The organism is Paraburkholderia nodosa (genome assembly GCF_001718195.1).
Taxonomy (GTDB): Bacteria; Pseudomonadota; Gammaproteobacteria; order Burkholderiales; family Burkholderiaceae; genus Paraburkholderia; species Paraburkholderia nodosa_A.
In genome coordinates, this window is the sequence record NZ_MCNV01000001.1 from 494,802 (window position 1) to 513,362 (window position 18,561).

General features: G+C 64.0%; 20 protein-coding genes. 10 read left to right on the forward strand and 10 right to left on the reverse strand.

Annotated features, from left to right (window positions below; all coding sequences use genetic code 11):
• Positions 1-18: 18 nt before the first annotated feature.
• The 5 genes from BFD71_RS02130 to BFD71_RS02150 all read left to right on the forward strand — a co-directional run bounded on the left by BFD71_RS02130 (position 19) and on the right by BFD71_RS02150 (position 5,010).
• Positions 19-1,731, forward strand: a complete 1,713-nt coding sequence (locus BFD71_RS02130; protein WP_069261609.1) for an FAD-dependent oxidoreductase — start codon at positions 19-21, stop codon at positions 1,729-1,731.
• 18 nt (positions 1,732-1,749) lie between these two features.
• Positions 1,750-1,980: a DUF2783 domain-containing protein gene (locus BFD71_RS02135; protein ID WP_069261610.1), complete on the forward strand. Its 231-nt coding sequence runs from the start codon at positions 1,750-1,752 to the stop codon at positions 1,978-1,980.
• A 316-nt stretch (positions 1,981-2,296) separates the two neighbouring features.
• Positions 2,297-3,523 (forward strand): cyclic nucleotide-binding domain-containing protein, encoded by a 1,227-nt coding sequence (locus BFD71_RS02140; RefSeq protein ID WP_069261611.1) that lies wholly within the window; start codon positions 2,297-2,299, stop codon positions 3,521-3,523.
• Between the two features lie 14 nt (positions 3,524-3,537).
• A complete protein-coding gene (locus tag BFD71_RS02145) occupies positions 3,538-4,341 on the forward strand; it encodes a flagellar motor protein (RefSeq protein WP_069261612.1) in 804 nt (267 codons plus the stop codon).
• Between the two features lie 6 nt (positions 4,342-4,347).
• Positions 4,348-5,010: an OmpA/MotB family protein gene (locus BFD71_RS02150; RefSeq protein ID WP_069261613.1), complete on the forward strand. Its 663-nt coding sequence runs from the start codon at positions 4,348-4,350 to the stop codon at positions 5,008-5,010.
• A 39-nt stretch (positions 5,011-5,049) separates the two neighbouring features.
• On the opposite strand, the gene BFD71_RS02155 is transcribed toward BFD71_RS02150, so the two are convergent.
• Positions 5,050-5,532, reverse strand: a complete 483-nt coding sequence (locus BFD71_RS02155) for an Lrp/AsnC family transcriptional regulator (protein ID WP_028202732.1) — start codon at positions 5,530-5,532, stop codon at positions 5,050-5,052.
• A 404-nt stretch (positions 5,533-5,936) separates the two neighbouring features.
• On the opposite strand from BFD71_RS02155, the gene BFD71_RS02160 reads away from it, so the two are divergent.
• Positions 5,937-6,563 (forward strand): LysE family translocator, encoded by a 627-nt coding sequence (locus BFD71_RS02160; protein ID WP_069261614.1) that lies wholly within the window; start codon positions 5,937-5,939, stop codon positions 6,561-6,563.
• 74 nt (positions 6,564-6,637) lie between these two features.
• On the opposite strand, the gene BFD71_RS02165 is transcribed toward BFD71_RS02160, so the two are convergent.
• From BFD71_RS02165 to BFD71_RS02180, 4 genes are all read right to left on the reverse strand, one after another.
• Positions 6,638-7,720, reverse strand: coding sequence for a DUF2242 domain-containing protein (locus tag BFD71_RS02165; protein ID WP_256094452.1), 1,083 nt, complete (start codon positions 7,718-7,720; stop codon positions 6,638-6,640).
• A gap of 385 nt (positions 7,721-8,105) precedes the next feature.
• Complete coding sequence (locus tag BFD71_RS02170; protein WP_069261615.1) at positions 8,106-8,399, reverse strand: hypothetical protein; 294 nt, start codon at positions 8,397-8,399, stop codon at positions 8,106-8,108.
• Between the two features lie 94 nt (positions 8,400-8,493).
• Entirely contained in the window at positions 8,494-9,849 is a 1,356-nt protein-coding gene (locus BFD71_RS02175; protein WP_069261616.1) for an APC family permease, read from the reverse strand.
• Positions 9,850-9,972: 123 nt separating this feature from the next.
• On the reverse strand, positions 9,973-10,803 hold the full coding sequence (locus BFD71_RS02180) for a carbon-nitrogen hydrolase family protein (protein ID WP_069261617.1): 831 nt from the start codon (positions 10,801-10,803) through the stop codon (positions 9,973-9,975).
• Between the two features lie 130 nt (positions 10,804-10,933).
• On the opposite strand from BFD71_RS02180, the gene BFD71_RS02185 reads away from it, so the two are divergent.
• Positions 10,934-11,788, forward strand: a complete 855-nt coding sequence (locus tag BFD71_RS02185) for a helix-turn-helix transcriptional regulator (protein WP_069261618.1) — start codon at positions 10,934-10,936, stop codon at positions 11,786-11,788.
• Positions 11,789-11,814: 26 nt separating this feature from the next.
• On the opposite strand, the gene BFD71_RS42720 is transcribed toward BFD71_RS02185, so the two are convergent.
• The 5 genes from BFD71_RS42720 to BFD71_RS02205 all read right to left on the reverse strand — a co-directional run bounded on the left by BFD71_RS42720 (position 11,815) and on the right by BFD71_RS02205 (position 14,687).
• Complete coding sequence (locus tag BFD71_RS42720; RefSeq protein ID WP_083244997.1) at positions 11,815-12,228, reverse strand: rubredoxin; 414 nt, start codon at positions 12,226-12,228, stop codon at positions 11,815-11,817.
• Between the two features lie 40 nt (positions 12,229-12,268).
• Positions 12,269-12,397 carry a hypothetical protein gene (locus BFD71_RS41960; RefSeq protein WP_256094453.1) on the reverse strand — a complete coding sequence of 43 codons (129 nt, stop codon included), beginning with the start codon at positions 12,395-12,397 and terminating at the stop codon, positions 12,269-12,271.
• 265 nt (positions 12,398-12,662) lie between these two features.
• Positions 12,663-13,220, reverse strand: a complete 558-nt coding sequence (locus BFD71_RS02195) for an FUSC family protein (protein ID WP_069261619.1) — start codon at positions 13,218-13,220, stop codon at positions 12,663-12,665.
• 195 nt (positions 13,221-13,415) lie between these two features.
• A complete protein-coding gene (locus BFD71_RS02200) occupies positions 13,416-13,829 on the reverse strand; it encodes a DoxX family protein (protein ID WP_042268447.1) in 414 nt (137 codons plus the stop codon).
• Positions 13,830-13,961: 132 nt separating this feature from the next.
• Positions 13,962-14,687 carry a pirin family protein gene (locus BFD71_RS02205; RefSeq protein ID WP_069261620.1) on the reverse strand — a complete coding sequence of 242 codons (726 nt, stop codon included), beginning with the start codon at positions 14,685-14,687 and terminating at the stop codon, positions 13,962-13,964.
• A 167-nt stretch (positions 14,688-14,854) separates the two neighbouring features.
• On the opposite strand from BFD71_RS02205, the gene BFD71_RS02210 reads away from it, so the two are divergent.
• From BFD71_RS02210 to ahpF, 3 genes are all read left to right on the forward strand, one after another.
• Entirely contained in the window at positions 14,855-15,763 is a 909-nt protein-coding gene (locus BFD71_RS02210; RefSeq protein ID WP_069261875.1) for a LysR family transcriptional regulator, read from the forward strand.
• Between the two features lie 312 nt (positions 15,764-16,075).
• Positions 16,076-16,639 (forward strand): alkyl hydroperoxide reductase subunit C, encoded by a 564-nt coding sequence (gene ahpC, locus BFD71_RS02215; RefSeq protein ID WP_069261621.1) that lies wholly within the window; start codon positions 16,076-16,078, stop codon positions 16,637-16,639.
• A gap of 187 nt (positions 16,640-16,826) precedes the next feature.
• Positions 16,827-18,428, forward strand: a complete 1,602-nt coding sequence (gene ahpF / locus BFD71_RS02220) for an alkyl hydroperoxide reductase subunit F (protein WP_069261622.1) — start codon at positions 16,827-16,829, stop codon at positions 18,426-18,428.
• The last annotated feature ends 133 nt before the right edge of the window (positions 18,429-18,561 follow it).

Sequence of the window (18,561 nt, forward strand, 5' to 3'; positions counted from 1 at the left end):
ACGTGGCAGGAGACAAGAATGATCGACTATCAGACGCTGACCTTCGACTACGCGCGATGCAGCGAACAAACTCCGGACGCCGCCGTGTGCGTGCGTCCGGTCGTGGTGGTCGGCGCGGGGCCAGTGGGTCTCGCGACGGCCATCGACCTCGCGCGGCAAGGTGTACCGGTGGTGCTAGTCGACGACGACTGCACGCTTTCCACGGGCTCGCGCGCCATCTGCTTTTCCAAGCGCTCGCTCGATATCTTCGACCGCCTCGGCTGCGGCGACCGCATGGTCGAAAAGGGCGTGAGCTGGAACGTCGGCAAGGTGTTCCGCAAGGACGAACTCGTCTACACGTTCAACCTGCTGCCCGAAAGCGGCCATCATCGGCCGGCTTTCGTGAATCTTCAGCAGTACTATGTGGAAGGCTACCTGCTCGAACGTGCGCAGGCGTTGCCGAACCTCGAAATCCGCTGGAAAAACAAGGTGACGGGCGTCGCGCAGCATGGCACGCCGGGCGCCGCCGATGCGCACGTCGCGCTCGAAATCGAAACGCCCGACGGCCCATACACGCTGCTCGCGCGCTACGTCGTGGCCGCCGACGGCTCGCGCAGCCCGCTGCGCAAACTGCTCGGCCTCGACAGCCACGGCCGCACCTTCAAGGACCGCTTCCTGATCGCCGACGTGAAGATGGAAGCGGACTTCCCCACCGAACGCTGGTTCTGGTTCGATCCGCCGTTCCATCCGAACCAGTCGGTGCTGCTGCATCGCCAGCCCGACAACGTCTGGCGCATCGACTTCCAGCTCGGCTGGGACGCCGACCCGGTGCTCGAAAAAACGCCCGAGCGCGTGATTCCGCGCGTGCGCGCGCTGCTCGGGCCCGACGTGAAGTTCGAGCTGGAGTGGGTGAGCATCTACACGTTCTCGTGTCTGCGCATGGACAGCTTCCGCCAGGGCAACGTGCTGTTCGCGGGCGACTCGGCGCATCTGGTTTCGCCGTTCGGCGCGCGCGGTGCGAATAGCGGCTTCCAGGACGGCGAGAACCTCGCATGGAAGCTCGCGATGGTGCTGGAGAACCACGCGCCCGACGCGCTGCTCGACACCTACGCGAGCGAGCGCGAATATGCAGCCGACGAAAACATCCGCAACTCCACGCGCTCGACCGACTTCATCACGCCCAAGAGCGCGGTGAGCCGCGTGTTCCGCGACGCCGTGCTCACGCTCGCCCGCGAGCATGCGTTTGCGCGGCAACTCGTGAACAGCGGCCGGCTTTCCGTGCCGGCGGTGTTGCGCGAATCGACCTTGAACACGCCCGACGAAGAGACGTTCGACGGCCAGATGGAGCCAGGCGCTTCGTGCGTAGACGCGCCGGTGCAAAACGCAGCGGGCGGCGAAAGCTGGCTGCTCGCGCATCTGGGCGACCAGTTCGCGGGCCTCGTGTTCAGCCGCGCGGGCTCGGCCTTCGATACCGCGACGCTCGACACGCTGCAGGCGCTCTCGCGTTCCGCGGTGCCGCTCAAGTTCGTGGTGATGCTCGAAGGCAACGCGGCTGTGCCCGCGGGTCTGCCTGCATCGACCGCGGTGCTGCGCGACGTGCACGGGCTGGCGGCGCAGCGCTACGGCGCGCAGGACGGCGCGTTCTATCTGATTCGTCCGGACCAGCACGTGAGCGCGCGCTGGCGGCGCGCCGATGCGGCGCGCGTGCAGAGCGCGCTCAAGCGGGCGCTGTGCGTGCAAGGCACGGCATAGAGGAACGAGGAGGCAACCATGCTGAACACCCAACCGAATCTGGCAAGACCGGACGACTTTTATGAAGCGCTGATCGACATGCATCGCGATCTCGACGAGGCGCAGAGTCAATCTGTCAATGCGCAGTTGATCCTGCTGCTCGCGAACCACATCGGCGAGCACGAAACGCTGATGCAAGCGCTTCGCTTCGCGCGCGCAGGCGTGAGCGCGCCGGCGAGCAACGGCGACACGGGAAAACTTGCGGCGTGAAAGCCTGAAAGAGACGGATAGCGTTGACACATGCGGCCAGTGCGAACTGGCCGCATTTATTTACGTCACGCAATTCACAGCCCATTTGCAGCACTTCTCGCGCAAGCAATCGTTTGCGCTTGCAATGCGCGCATGACACACCGGCGCACAGGCTTGCGCTAACGCCTTTCGGCTCGCTTTCCACGCGTGCCATCTATGCAAGCTGATTCAAGAACACCTTGGGAAACGCCGTAAACGCGGCACATAGCACTCACTTCGCAAACGCATAGATAGTCAGACAAATGCGGGCGATGAAATCGTTTTCCGGGGATACAACTTGAATCGCAGCAGTCAAACATGGTCGCGTACGGCGGCGCCGGGCGAGATCATTTATTCGGAAGGCTTTGCAGGCGAACGGTTGATCTTCGTGATCGCCGACGGCAAGGTCGAAATCTCCACCCGTTGCGATGACAAGAAAGTCGTCATGGCCACGCTCGGACGCGGCGAATTTTTCGGCGAGACGGCGCTGCTCGGTGCGGAACCACGATCGAACACGGCGAAAGCGCTGAGCTTTTGCCAGCTGACCGTCGTGCCGGCGACTCTAATCGAAGAGGAACTCGAACGCGTCACGCCGATGCTGCGCCATGTGGTGCGCACGCTCACGCGGCGCGTCAAGGCGAAGGACGATCTGCTCGCCACCTACACCCATGCCGACTTCATGCCGGGCGTACTGTCGTACGCGCATGTGCTCGCGCTGATCGCAGGGGCGAGCGATCGCGCCGAAGGCGGCGATACCTGGTCGCGACAGGGCGCGAGTGGTGCCGAAGTGAGCGTGCCGCTCGCCGACGTCGTGCAGAAATGCCGTGCCGTGGCCGGCCATTCTCGTCCGCATGTGATGGCCATGCTCCGGCGCATGGAGAAGCTCAATCTCGTCGCGATGCAAAGCGGGCAGGCCACGCATCTCGCCAACAATGCGGCAGCGGCAGAAGGCGCGTTGGGCCGCCAGCTGGTGACGTTCGACCCCGTACGCATCGTGGAGCGCGCGACGCAGGTCGCAGACAGCGATCTCGATGTGTCGATCAACAGCGAACTCGAACTGATCGAGCTGGGCGATCTCGAAGCGCTGATCGGCGTGGAGCGCAAGGTCATTCTCAACAAGCTCTCGCACGCCGAAATCGCCGATGAGGTCTTCGCGTTCCGCAAGTCGAAGGTGCTGAACTTCGTCGAGCAAAAGGGCGTGGCGTATTTCTCGAAGCGCACGGGGCGAGGCTCGGGCGAACTCAAGTCGCTCGACGATCTGTTGTTCGTCGATCAACGCACGCTGTTCGAAGCCGTGAGCGCACTCGATACCTACGATCTCGCGAAACTGCTCGCCTCGATCGAAGATCAGGCCGTATCCGAGCGCCTGCTCTCGGTAATGGCGGACGCACGCAAGAATGAAGTGTCGTGGGTCATGCGCCGCGACATCAAGATCGATCCCGTGGAAGTCGAAGATATCGAGCAGCGCCTGCTTGAAGCGGTGCGTGCACTCAAGTCGCCTGGCGGACGCCAGGCAGATCGCTGAGTTGGGAGACACGCATGGATCTGCTTACCCTGATCGGTATCGCCATTGGCGCGCTCGCTGTGGTCGCGGGCTTCTCGCTCGAAGGCGGCCATTTCGTCACGCTGCTCCAGCCCGAGGCGCTGGCCATCGTGCTGGGCGGCACGCTCGGCGCCGTGATGATCCAGAACACGTGGGCGCGCTTCTTCGACGCCATCAAGCATTTGCGCATGGCGTTCGTGAAAGCGCCGCGCGTCGATGAAGCGAGCCTCGCCGCCGTGCTGGAGTGGGGCGATCAGGCCAAGCTCAACGGACTGCTCGCATTCGAGTCGATGGACCTGCAGGGCATTCATCCGTACGCGCGGCGTGGGCTCGAACTGCTTGCGAGCGGTGTTTCGACCGCCGTGCTCGAAGATGCGCTCCAGCGCGAACTCGAAGCCTCCGGGCGCAAGCACATGGCGGCGGCGCGCGTGTGGCAGCAGGCGGGCGGCTATGCGCCCACGTTTGGCATTCTCGGCTCGGTGCTCGGCCTCATTCAGGTCACGGGGCATCTGATCGAGCCTGCCGAACTCGGGCCCGGCATTGCCGTGGCCTTCATCGCCACGCTGTACGGACTTGCTTTCGCGAACCTCGTTTTTCTGCCGCTGTATGGCAAGATACGCGCGCATATCGAAAGCGAACTGCGCCTGCGCAAGCTCTATCTCGACGGCCTGCTCGCCATTTCGCGCAAGGAGTCGCCGCACACGATCGCCACGCGTCTCGCTGGCGAGGTGGGCGGCAAGAGCGGCGGTTTGCAGGGCGAAGCGAACGTATGGGCGCTGGACACCACGCACGCGAGCTGACCGCCCATGCTTTCCGATAAAGACTTGCCGCTCACGGCACAGTTCGATCACGACGAGGACGAGGGCGGCGAATCGAGTTCCGGCCGCTGGCTCATTTCCTACGCGGACCTGATCACGACGCTGATGGTGCTGTTCCTCGCGCTCTACGCGATGCAGCTGGCGAAGCATAAGGAATCCGAAATACGATCGGCAGCGCAATCGACGAGCACGGCGGCAGCGGCCGTGAAAATGCCCGCCGTCGATCAGGCATTGCTCGCCGCGCTCGAAACGCTGCGCCAGCGCGGCGAAATCACGATCGTGCCGGCGGCGCGCGGCGTGGAGATCGGCATCAACGCGAAGATCCTGTTCAACGCGGGCGATGCCACGCTGCTGCCCGAATCGCTTGGCGTGCTGGGCCGTATCGCCGAGGTGTTGCGCGCGGCGCCGGCGGGCAACATCCTCGTGGAAGGGCACACCGACAGCACGCCGATCTCGAACGCGAAATTCGCGTCGAACTGGGAACTCTCATCGGCGCGTGCGGGCGCGGTGGTGCGCTATCTGGTCGAGCGCGGCATCGAACCTCACCGGCTCGCTGCGATTGGCCGCGCCGACAACTTCCCGCTCGTGGCAGGCAACGACCCCGCGAGCCGCGCGCTGAACCGGCGCGTGACGCTGATCGTGCAGCGCTGAAGCTCATGCCCTACGCGTGATCGCCAAAGCAAACGCGCGTCACACTTGCATGGACGGCACGTCCTTCATGCAGCGCAAGGCGAACATCGACCGGCTGTGGCGAATGCTCGAGATGCGATAGAGCTTCTCGCGCAGGAAGCGTTCGTAGCCGGCGGTGCCATCGACCGCCACCTTGATCCAGTAGTCGTACTCGCCGGAGACGAGATAGGCCTCCAGCACTTCGGGCAGCGCCGCGAGTTCTGCGCCGAAGCGCGCGAGTGCGTCGTCTTCGTGACGGTCGAGCGTCACTTCCAGAATCACGATGTCGGCGTAGCCCAGCTTTTGCTGGTTCACGAGCGCGACATAGCCGTCGATATAGCCATCGGCTTCGAGCTGGCGCGTGCGGTTCCAGCACGCGGTGGTGGACATGCCCACTTGCTCGGCCAGTTCGGCGTTCGAAAGTCGGGCGTTCTTTTGCAGGGCGCTGAGGATCTTGCGGTCCTGGTTGTCGAGCGCTTTGGGCGGGCGTTCACGAGGGCTCATGGCGAAAAAGAATCTTGTCCAGGTTGTGGCAATTTTAACGGAAGAAGATTCCGTCAATTGGCCAATTCTGCCTGAAAACCGGAAGCCTATACACGCTATTCCCCGGTATATTTTCCGCATGCCTTCTTGCCTGGCACGACCCACGCGGCCACCTCCCCGCAGTGGGAAGCGCCGTCGCAGCCACGAGCCGCGGCGGTCCGTCAGGGCCGTTTCCGTTGCATTCTGCGGCGGCTACCGGGCGTTGCGTGCGTTCACCGCGCTGCCAGCAATGTCCGGTCAGGCAGATGGCATTTGAAAACCGCGCTTTCGCGCGGTTTTTTGTTGCCCGTTTTCGATACCCGTTTTTAATAACCCCGGCGACCCCGAGCGCCGTTCGTCATCCGTCTTCGCCAGCACGCCCCGCAATGTCGATCCAGCTGTATCTCTCTTTTCTCGCCGCCGCGCTCGTCCTTGTCTACACGCCCGGTCCCGTCAACGTGCTCACCATGAGCCAGGCGCTCCATGCCGGCTGGCGTCACGCGCTGCCCTGCGTCTGGGGCGGCACGCTCGCGGTGCTCCTCCAGCTCGCTGTGACGGCGCTGTGTCTCAATTCGCTGCTGCTCATTAGTGAGCATTCACTTACGGTCTTGCGATGGCTGGGCGCGGCCTATCTGGTCTGGCTCGGCTGCAAGCAGTGGCGCAGCCGCTCCTTGACGGGCACGGATGCCCCTGCCGAAGCCGATGGCGCGAGCCGTCGCGATTTGTTCTGGCGCGGATTCGCGACTTCCGGGCTGAACCCGAAGACCTTGCTGTTCTTCCCGTCGTTTTTCCCGCAGTTCATGAGCGCCGATGCGCCCTGGAGCGCCAATCGTCAATATATGCTGCTGGCGGCGACGTTCGCGCTGCTGTTTGCGGGCGGCGTGGCTTCGATGGCGCTCTTTTCGCACCGGCTGCGCCACGTGCTGCAGCGGCCGAGGCGCATGCGCGCCGTGAATCGCCTGATGGGCAGCCTGCTCGTGGGTATGGGCGCGATGATGGCCGGCTTGCGCTGAGCGCGCAGGCGGCGGATGGCTCGCGCGGGCGCGCGAACCGGGTGGCGTGACGCGGGTTTGGCGCGCGGCGATGCTTAAGGCGAGGTGGTCGATGCGGCCGGCGCTGCGGTCGGCATGGCCGCTGAGGGTGTTGCCGATTCCGCTGGCACGCTCTGGGTGCCGGAGATCGTCGAGGCCGAGGCGAGCGTTTGTGCCGTCGCTACGCTAGCCGACGCCGCCACGGGCGTCGCGGCATTGTGAGTGGTCACACTCGTCGCGAGCGCCGCAGATTGCGGGTTTGCCGCAACCGGCGCCGGCACACCCATGATCGCCGCCGCGGTTGCGGCGCCGTGGTCGACCGGTGCGGATGCACCCGGCGCAGAAGCGGCAGGCGCGGGCGCCGCCGTGGCAGGCGCCGGCGTTGGCGCGGGCGCAGCCGGTGGCGCTGTCACAACCGGCGCGGCCGGCAGCGCGTTGCTGTGCAACACCGCCGCACCCGTCGCGGCAGCCGCAGCGGCGGCCGCCGGTGCGGCCGACCCCACCGTGGTCGCGGCGGGTGCGGCGCTTGCCGTGACCGGCTCGATCGGCGGCGGCAACGGCGAAATCTTGATCGCGCCGCCGCCCGGCACAGGCTCGCTGCGTGCCGAAGCGCTCAAATAGCGCCCCACCAGATCGAAGAAGCGCGAGTAAAACGGGCCCGACTGGATCGTCTCGCTCGAAATCTTGACCATCTCGTCGCTGTTCGAGCGAATCGGCAGCGAAACCGACCCCAGAATCGAGAGCCCCACGCTCGCCGATGTATCGCTCTTCTTGAGCGCGTAGCCGTTCTGCACGGCGTTCACGTACACCATGCTCGTATTGCTCGCGTCGCCCGGCGTGCAGACCACGTGCACCTCCACGACGATGTGCTGATCCAACGTCGGCTGGAAGTTCTTCGTGGCGTCGACGGTGTCGTCGCGCGTCATCGTCGTCATGTAGCCCTGACTCAGCAGTGCGCGGCGCGACGATTCGCAGGCGTCAGTGCTCGCGTAGTTGAAGCTGCGCGAGAACTGGCTGGGCGCGGTGCTCAGCAGCTGATCTTCCTGGAACTTGGGCTTGGGCGAGGAGCACGCGCCGAGCGCAGCAGCCAGCGTCACCGTGATGACGGCGAGAGCGGCGCTGCGAAGCGGGACGGGCAAACGAGGGAAAACTTTTAAAAAACGGGACATATTCGGGGCAAACAGGGCAGCAATGCGGCATTGCATCGGACGGCATGCATTGTAGTTCGGTTCCGCTGCGCACGACCGAACGCTCGTTTTTTCGAGGCATTTCGAAAGCCGGACGAAGGCGTCTCGAAGCTTACATCCCACATGACAAAAAAAACGGGCTTCCGTCCAACGCGAAAGCCCGTATCAAGCCGGCGCCCGGGACAGCGAGCGGAGAAGAGAACCCGCTGGCGTGCGCCGCAGCCGGGTACCGCCGGCTGTTCTGTGCGCGATGCGCCAAATCGTCCGAGCCACACTTGGCGCCGCGCCCGCAACGCGGCGTGAGTGGGGGCTCACTTCATCGGTTCACTTCGTCGACTTACTTCGTGCCGACCGTCGTGAGCGGCTGCCACTTGCCGTTCACGACCTTGTAGACCGTCACGCCGCCGTATTTGAGGTCGCCGTACTGGTCGTAGGCCAGCTCGTTCGTGGTCACGCCCTTCATGTTCGTCGTCTTGAGCGAGGCGAGGTAGAGGTGCGGATCGGTCGAATTCGCCTTCTTCATGGCGGCGAACACGGCGCGCGTGCCGTCATACGCGTACGGCGAATACAGCTCGACCGGCTTGTTGAAGCGCTTGGTGTAGCGCTCGACATAGCTCTTGCCACCCGGCATCTGGTCGAGCGGGCTGCCGCCTGACGAAGCGAGCGCGCCATCGGCGGACGCTCGCCGTTTTTCTTGAAGCAGACTTGAGTGTGCAGCGCTGCGCTTACACCGCCATTTCGGGCGGCGCCTGGCGGAAGCACCGCGTGATCCAGCCGAGGTACACGAGGCCGAGCACGAACCAGATCACGCCGAGCACGATGGCGGTCTTTTCGAGGCTGCACAGCAGCCAGATGTCGGTCACGGCGCCGATCAGCGGGAACACCAGACCGCCGAGCAACCCAAAGCCACGCGTGCCCGCCGCGCCGCTGAAGTACTGGCGGATCACGCACAGATTCACCGAAGTGAACGCGAGGAACGCGCCGAAGTTGATGAACGAGGTGGACGTGGCCACGTCGAGCTTCAGCGCGATCAAACCGACGATACCGGCAATCGCGACGTTGATCGCAGGCGTGCGAAAGCGCGGGTGGATGTAGCCGAAGATCGACTTCGGCAGCACTTCATCGCGGCCCATCGCGTAGAGCAGACGTCCCACGCTGGCCTGCGCCGAGATGCCCGAGGCGAACTGCGCGAGGATCAGGCCCGCGAGGAAAATCGTCACGAAGATATCGCCGCCCACTTTGCGAGCGATTTCGAACGCGGCCGAATCGGGGTCCTTGAACACGGCGCCCGGGTGCGCGAGCTGCAGCGTGTACGCGGCGATCACGAAGATCGCGCCGCCCACCAGCGCGATCAGCACGATGGCGCGCGGGATGGTCTTTTCGGGCTCGATGGTTTCTTCGGTGAGCGTGGAAACGGCGTCGAAGCCGAGGTACGAATACGCGGCGATCGCAGCGCCCGCCATCGTGGCCGAGAGCGGCACGTGCGGCTGGAAGAACGGCTGCGCCGTGATGAGCCCGCCCGGGCCTGCGGCCGCGGAGGCGTAGTGCAAACACAGGACAACGAACATTGCTGCGATGCCGAGCTGCACGATCATCAGCACGATGTTGAAACGCGCGGCGAGTTCGATGCCGATGACGTTCAGCACACTCGTGAGCACGATGAACGCGACGATCCAGATCCACGTGGGCACGCTCGGAAACGCCGCGCCAAGATACGCCGCGCCGATCAGCCAGATCACCATCGGCAGGAAGAAGTAATCGAGCAGTGTGGCCCAGCCGATCATGAAGCCCAGGTGCGAATTGAAGCTCTTGCGCGTGTACGTGTAGGCCGAACCCGCCACCGGGAAAAGACGCGCGAGCTTGCCGTAGCTGAGCGCCGTGAAGACGATGGCGACTAGCGCGATGAGATACGCGAGGGCGGCGGTGTCCTGGCTCGCGCCTGCGAGCACGCCGTAGGTGCCGTAGACGATCAGCGGCGCCATATAGGCGAGGCCGAACAGGAGCACGGACGGCAGGCCGAGCGTGCGCTTCAGGTGAGGTTCTTGAGTGCCGCGTTCATGCGACGGCGAGGCAGGCTTCATGATGCAGTTGTCTCCTGGGTGCTGCGGTTCTGGCAGGCATGGGCGAGCCTGGCGAGCCGCGCAGGGCGGCTTGCCGGATCGCTGGTTGCCGGGCTTGTTACCGGGTACTAGTGCTACGCGTCTTTAACGCGTGCGCGGACGGATGTTGAGCGAGCGACGGCCTTGCGCGTCGTTCTCGTCCGCGAGATTGAGCGCAATGCGTGCGTCGTGCAGATAGCTGTAGTGTTCGCGGCTTTGCGCGAGCAGCGCGCGATCCACTTTCGCGTGCAGCACCGCGTCTTCGTTCTTCAACTCGCAGAGCACGTCGCCGAACGGGCTCACGAGCGCTGTTTCGCCGGGGAACGTGAGGTTGTCGTCGCCGTCGCCGGTGCGGTTCACGAGCGCGGCGAACATCTGGTTCTCCATTGCGCGCGCAACGATCGCGCGGCGATGCACGGGGCCGAACGGATCCATATTGCCGTTCGTGACGACGAGCATTTCCGCGCCGAGCGAGGCCACGGCGCGCGCCGTTTCGGGAAACTCGATGTCGTAGCAAATCAGGAGACCCACGGTCATGCCCTTGAATTCGCACACCTCGAAGCGGTCGCCGGGCGTGAATACGCCCACGTCCGTGGCCCACAGATGCGTCTTGCGGTAGCGCAGCGCGATGTCGCCGCGTTCGTCGATCAGGACGGTCGTGTTGTAGAAGCGGTCGCCGTCGCGCTCGGCAAGGCCGACCGCCACGCCGATCTTCGCGGCGCGAGCGGCGTCACGGACTTTGCTCAAAGACGGACCTTCGAGCGATTCGGCTACGTCGCGCACGTTTTCGCGGGTGGGAAAGCCCGTGAGCGTGGCTTCGGGGAAGACGATGAGATCGCTGCCTTCATGGCTTTTGGCCATAGCGTCGAGTACGCGGGCGAGGTTGGGAGCGACTGCGCCATCCACGATCGGGATCTGCGCGAGTTCGAGTTGCATGCCTGTCTCCTTCCTTATGTATTACGTAAAGCACCGCGCGGGCGTCTGGAGCGGCTATTATCTCCACGATATTTTTGTCGAGAAATTACCCTGCAGGGGTACCCTGATCGGAGGACCCATGGAGCCCCTCATGGAACTGGACTGGCAGGACCGTGCGTTCCATCACCATATCGCGACGCTGATCGACGCCCTCGACGGCCCCGACTTCTGGACCCGCATGACGCGTGTGATCGAGCGCTTCGTCGCGTTCGACAACTGGGTTGCGCTCGTCTTCCGGCGCGATCGCGCGCCGCTCGTATGCGCCGAGTCGCCCATGCCCGACGGCACCGTGGATCTCTTGTTCCGCGCGTATCTGGAGGGGATGTACCTGCTCGATCCGTTCTATCTGAACGCCAGCGAAAAGCCGCGCGCAGGACTCGTCACGCTGGCCGAAGTCGCGCCCGATAATTTCCGCATGACGGATTACTATCAGCGCTACTTCAAGAGCAACATCATCGGCGACGAAGTGCAGTTCAACGTGCCTCTCGACGAAGCGCGCACGCTGATTTTCTCGCTAGGCGCAAAGCACCATTACACGGAGCGCGATATTGCGTTGTTCGCGATGTTCGCGCCGTGGGTGATCGCGCTCATGAAGCAGCGGCTTGCGTATGAGACGTTTGCCGAGGGTGTTGCCGAGGCAGTCGCGTCTGACGTATCTGAAGCCGACAGCGCGGCGCAGCAGGGGCAGTTGAGCGAGGCGGGCTTTGCGAGTCGCATCGAGGCGGTCACGCAGCAAAGCGGTCGCGTGCCGCTCACCGCGCGCGAGATCGAAGTGGTGCGTTTGAGCCTGAGCGGTTTTTCCACGCGCGCGATTGCGGAGCGGCTCGCCATTTCGTTCGAGACCGTGCGCGCGCACAAGAAGCATATTTACGCGAAGCTCGGCGTGAGTTCGCAGTCGGAGTTGTTTGCGCTTTTCTACGAGCCGCTCGGGCGCGCGGGCGTATGAGCGCCGCGCGCCTTCGACGGCGCGCGTCAGAACACGAGCGCGAAGTCTTCCTTGCCCACGTCACAGAGCGGGCAGCGCCAGTCGTCGGGCACATCGGCCCAGCGGGTGCCGGGAGCGAGGCCGTCGTCGGGGGCGCCTGCCGCTTCGTCATACACCCAGCCGCAGATCACACAGACCCATTGCTTGAGCCCGTCGTCGGCGCTGGCCGCAGCCGTCGAGGCGCTTGAGGAGGCCTCGGGCGTGGCGCCTTCGGGCGGGGTGTCGAGCGCGACGACGAGCGGCGCTGCGGTGCTCTCGCGTTCAGCGAGCTTGCTTTGCAGCGTGGCGAGCAGCGCGGCCGCTTCGTCGGCGGTGAGGTCGATCCAGTATGGGTCGCCTGCGCCGTCATTCAGGCGTTCAGGAGAGAACTGGATTTCGAGGGCGACGCCTTTCTTGTACATAAGCGAAAACGGTTGGCTTGATGCCCCGGACGCGCTGCGCTTACAGGAAGTAGCGGAACAGCAGCGAGGCCGCGATGCCGCCAGCGCCGATCAGCGCGAGCATTTGCAGGAGCGTGATGGACTTGCTGGACTTGGCGTTCGAAGCCGTGGGACGGGTGGTGGTGTTCATAGGGTGAATTTGCGGCGGCGTGGGTTGCGATTTCGATTGCGCCCCGAAAAGTCGCCATCATCGGCATGACGGCGGCAGAGCGCGGCGGGGGAGTTTCGCACGATTTCGCATCGGCGGGGGCATTTGCGGGGCGACTGTGCGCACGCGCCGCAGATTTCGCCGCGGCAACCTGCGCCGCACAGCGGCATCGATTATCGCCGCTAATCTGGGCCGGATTCCTGAGCGCGCGGAGATGGTTTATTTCGCAGGCGTTGAGAGAAGCGGCTCACAACTGCAGCCAGCGCCGTTCGACATACGAGAACAGCCAGCTGACCGGCACCGCGCACGCCATGCCGATGGCGACCTGCGCCACGCGAAAGAGCGCGACGTCCCACACTGGTCCGTTAATGGGCACGAGCAGCACGATCGTGGTGGTGATCGCGCCCAGTCGCGCGGCGGTGCTCACGCTCAGGCACCAGCAGCCGATGATCACCACGCTCACGGCGACGAGGTAGGCCGCGAGATTTTCCGGGCCGAACGCCGCCGTCGCGAGCCCCACCGCGCCGCCCGCAATCGCGCCGATGAACTGGTCGCGCGACTGCGCAAGCGTATCGGCGTAATCGTGCTGGGTGACGGCAATCGCCGTGATCGCGGCCCAGAACGCTTGTTCGGTGTGGAGCGCGCGGCCGATGCTGTATGCAAGGCCTGCCGCGCACACGGCGCGCATCGCCATGAGCGTGCCTTGCGCGGCGCGACTCTTGAGCGGCAGGCGCTTGAGCGTGCCCAGCGCCGATTGCTGGAGCGAAGTCAGGTAGGCGTAGAGGTTGTCTTGTGGGTCGTGCATTGCGCGTGATCGGTCGTAAGGAGAACGTGAGGCTGGGCGGGCGCGTTGCCAAGCATATCAAGCCGTGTTTGCAATATGCGGATCGTCGGGCAGGCGATGCATGCGCAACGGCGTCGCCGCGTGGCGCAGGAGCGAGACAAAAAAAGGCGCGATGCCAACCGGCATCGCGCCTTTCTACAGCCGAAAAACCGTGCGTTACTTCCTGTCGATCGAGATCGCGCCCGGACCCGTTACCGCGAGTGCGAGCAGTCCGCCGGCGATGCTGATGTTCTTGTAGAAGTTGATCATGTTCGCCATTTGATCGGCGCCCGTCATGGTCCAGAAGTGATGGCCGATGAAGGCCGTCGCAACGGTATAGATCGCGAGCAGCACGGCGAGCGGCCGCGTGTAGAAACCCACGAGCAGCAGGATGCCGACCGCGAACTCCATGATCACGGCGATGACGGCCGACAGCATCGGCACGGGCGCGCCCACGTGCGCCATGTAGTCGACGGTGCCCGAAAAGCCGGTGATTTTGGACCAGCCGAACAGGATGAACAGGGAAGTCAGCAGAATGCGTGAGACCAGCAGCACGACGTCGTTGCCCGGCCCGAACAGGTTGTATCGCATGGTTTTCTCCGAATAAGTTTTAAGCAGTTCACTACGTATCAGTTCGCGCTTTGCCGGGCGGCGGCCCACTTTGAGTGAATGGACCGCCGCGCGCCGGTCTGCGCAAGCATAACCTCAGGCGCAACGCCGAAGTCAGGACCACAGCTCCGACACTTCGATATTACGCAGATCGAACACGAGGACCTCTGCATCGTGTCCGTCGCTGAAGCTCAACTCGCGCTCGGCGCGGATGCGCGCGCCGTCGCCCTCGCCCAGTTCCACGCCGTTCAGCTTCACGCTGCCGCGCGCCACGTGAACGTAAGCGTAGCGGTCGGCGCCCACTCCGATCTTCGCCGTTTCCGCGCCGTCGAGGCGGCCTGCATAGACGCGTGTGTCCTGGCGCAGCAGCAGCGAGTCGTCGGCGCCGTCCGGCGAGAGGATCAGGCGGAACTTGCCGCGCTTTTCCTCATCGGCGATGTTCTTCTGCTGGTAGCGCGGCTGCGCACCCTTCACGTTCGGCGCAATCCAGATCTGCAGGAAGTGCACCCCTTCGTCGGCCGAGTGGTTGAACTCGCTGTGCGCGACACCGGTGCCGGCGCTCATCAGCTGCACGTCGCCGGGGACGATCACCGAGCCCGTGCCCATCGAGTCCTTGTGCTCCAGCGCGCCTTCCAGCACGTACGAGAAGATTTCCATGTCGCGGTGCGGGTGCTTGCCGAAGCCGCGCGCCGGGGCCACGCGGTCGTCGTTGATCACGAGCAGGTCCGAGAAGCCCACTTGCTTCGGATCGTAGTAGTTGGCAAACGAAAACGTGTGGCGCGAGCTGAGCCAGCCATGTTCACCGCGGCCGCGTTGGTCTGCCTTGCGAAGTTCGATCATTTTCGTCTCTCCTGTCGGGCAGAGTTGGCGCTTTAGCGCCTTACCCTGGCCCCATTGGGTTGATGGGATTCGATTGATTGGTTGCGATGGAAGAATTTTAGGTCAATCAAATCGACTGGAATCACCGTAAAATACGACTCACTGTCACGATGAAGTGGACAATCGAAATGCAACTCGACGACATGCGGATCTTCGTGACCACCGTGGATGCGGGCAATTTCACGGCGGCGGCCCATCGGCTGCGGCTTTCCAAGCAGTTCGTGAGCCGGCGCGTGGCGGCGCTGGAGGGCGATCTGGGCGCGCGCCTGCTGGTGCGCAACACGCGCAAACTGGCGGTCACGGACCTCGGCCAGGACTTCTACGAGCGCGCGAAGCGCATCCTTTCGGACGTCTCGGAGGCCGAGCAGGCCATGTCGGACCGGCGCAGCGAGCCGCGCGGCTTGCTGAAAGTGAGCGCGCCGATGTCGTTCGGCATGGCGCACCTCTCGCCGCTCGTCGCCGAATTTCTGCGTGAGCATCCGGACGTGCGCTTTGACATGGATCTGAGCGACCGCACCGTCGACGTGATCGGCGAGGGTTTCGACATGGCGCTGCGGATCGGCCGGCTGGCGGATTCCACGCTGGTCGCGCAAAAGCTCATCGACGTGCGCATGATCGCCTGCTGCAGTCCCGGCTACCGGCGCCGCCGGCGCGCGCCCCAAACGCCTGCCGATCTCGCGCAGCACGCCTGCCTGCCGTACGGGCAGCAGGGCCGCGCGCCGTGGGAATTCATCGTTGATGGCGTGCGCACGCCTTTCGACGTGCATGGGCCGCTGCGCGCGAACAACGGCGAAGTGATCCGCGACGCGGCCATTGCCGGGCTCGGCATCTGCTACCTCCCGGACTTCATCGTGGCGGGATCGGTTGATGCGGGGCTGCTGGTGGAGGTGTTGGAGCCGTTCATGCCGCCGCCCAACGCGCTCCATGCGCTGTACCCGCAGCATCGTGAAGCTTCCGTGACGATTCGCGCATTCACGCAATACCTGCGCGAGCGGCTCGCGGCGCGTGCGGCAACCGCGCGTGGCGGGGCGCTTTGACGCAGCAAGCGTGCGGCCCTTGCAGAAGGGCCGTTGCGCCTGCATCTAACGCATAAAGCTTCGTGAACGCAACATGACAGCGCGGCCGCGTGAGGCGCCTTGTCGCAGTTTCGTTGTATGCTCACCGCCCCGAGGGTTGCTCGGGCCGCGCGATGCAGGCGCGGAACCCCATACTGGCGGGCTTTGACGGACGCTATGGGGTCCGATAGGCAGGGTTAATACCCGCGATCAAAGCAACCAATTTTTCAAACGGACGCGGTTCCCGTAATCTTCGTCCATACCTTTTCCCAACCCAGAGCGAGGAAACAACGCATGTCTCTCATCAACACGCAAGTCAAGCCGTTCAAGGCAACCGCATACCACAACGGTAAGTTCGTTCCGGTCTCTGAGGAAAACCTCAAGGGCAAGTGGTCGGTCGTCGTGTTCTATCCGGCCGACTTCACTTTCGTGTGCCCGACCGAACTCGGCGACCTGGCTGACCAGTACGCGGAATTCCAGAAGCTGGGCGTCGAAGTCTACGGTGTGTCGACCGACACGCACTTCACGCACAAGGCATGGCACGACACGTCGGACACGATCGCCAAGATCCAGTACCCGCTGGTCGGCGACCCGACGGGCGCAATCACGCGCAACTTCGACGTCATGATCGAAGAAGAAGGTCTGGCACTGCGCGGCACGTTCGTGATCAACCCGGAAGGCGAGATCAAGCTGTGCGAAATCCATGACAACGGCATCGGCCGTGACGCCAAGGAACTGCTGCGCAAGGTGCAAGCTGCTCAGTACGTGGCAGCACACCCGGGTGAAGTCTGCCCCGCCAAGTGGACGCCGGGCGCTGAAACGCTCAAGCCGTCGCTCGACCTCGTCGGCAAGATCTAAGCGTCGCTGTTCAAATGCGATCGCCCTGATCGCATGACGCCGAAGTCTCACTAGCTGTATCCCCGGGCCGCGCCCACTCGGCCGCGGTCCGGGTGCCTGTTCGCCTCTTGACGCCATAAGCGGAACGGCGAAATTGCCAGGCAATACTTAGAATTTCCCCGCTTCTTCTCTAGCCGGAAAAAAAGCCATGCTCGACGCCAACCTCAAAGATCAACTCAAAAGCTACCTCGAAAAAGTCACGCAGTCGATCGAGATCGTTGCGTACCTGGACGATGGCGAGAAGTCGCAAGAACTGCAGCAATTGCTGCAGGACATCGCATCGCTCTCGAATCGCATCTCCTACGAAGCACGCCGTGGCGCCGCAGCCGGCGACGCGCGTACCCCTTCGTTCGATATCAAGCGCGCGAACTCCGACGTGAAAGTCACGTTCGCGGGCATTCCGATGGGCCACGAATTCACGTCGCTCGTGCTGGCGCTGCTGCAGGTGGGCGGCCACCCGGTCAAGCTCGAGAACGACACCATCGAACAGGTGAAGGCGCTCGACGGCGCGTTCTCGTTCGAAGTCTATATGTCGCTGTCGTGCCAGAACTGCCCGGAAGTCGTGCAGTCGATCAACGCGATGGCTTCGCTCAACCCGAACGTGCAGATCGTCACGATCGACGGCGCGCTGTATCAGGACGAAGTCGAGAAGCGCCAGATCATGGCCGTGCCGACCATCTACCTGAACGGCGAAGTGTTCGGCCAGGGCCGCATGGGCGTGGAAGAGATTCTCGCGAAGCTCGATACCGGCGCATCGTCGCGTGCTGCCGAGAAGCTGAACCAGAAGGATGTTTTCGACATGCTCATCGTCGGCGGCGGCCCCGCTGGCGCTGCGGCTGCGATCTACGCGGCGCGCAAGGGCATCAAGACCGGCGTGCTTGCCGAGCGCTTCGGCGGCCAGGTGCTCGACACGATGGCCATCGAGAACTTCGTCTCGGTCACGGAAACGGAAGGGCCGAAGTTCGCCACGGCGCTGGAGCAGCACGTGCGCGCCTATGACGTCGACATCATGAATCTGCAGCGCGCCGAAGCGCTCGTGCCCTCGGGCAACGGCTTCGAAGTGCGTACGCAAAGCGGCGCGACGCTGCGTGCGAAGAGCGTGGTGCTCGCCACCGGTGCGCGCTGGCGCAATGTCGACGTGCCGGGCGAGCAGCAGTACAAGAACAAGGGCGTGGCTTACTGCCCGCACTGCGACGGCCCGCTCTTCAAGGGCAAGCGCGTGGCGGTGATCGGCGGCGGTAACTCGGGCGTGGAAGCGGCAATCGACCTGGCCGGTATCGTGAGCCATGTCACGTTGCTCGAATTCGGCGCGCAACTGCGTGCGGACGAAGTGCTGCAACGCAAGCTGCGCAGCCTGCCGAACGTCACGGTGCACCTGAACGCGCAAACCACGGAGATTTCCGGCGACGGCCAGAAGGTCACGGGTCTCGCTTTTCTCGAACGCACGTCGGGCGAGAAGCGTCATCTCGAACTCGAAGGCGTGTTCGTGCAGATCGGCCTCGTGCCGAACACCGAGTTCCTCAAGGGCACGGTGGCGCTGTCGAAGCACGGCGAGATCGAAGTGGACGCGAAGGGCCAGACGTCGGTGCCGGGCGTGTTCGCCGCGGGCGACGTGACGACCGTGCCGTTCAAGCAGATCGTGATCGCCGTGGGCGAAGGCGCGAAGGCATCGCTGGGCGCATTCGACTACCTGATCCGCTCCTCCGTGGAGCAGGAAGAGGATGCGAAGGCGGCGCCCGTGGTCGCCTAAGCAGTTTGTAGCAGTCTCTCTTTACGCCGGCTCACGCCGGCGTTTTTTTATGGTTTCGCGCAAGAAGACGGCTCAGTCCTGGACGAGCGGGCTGCCTTTTACAGAATATGTGAAATTAAATGAACAGCGTCTC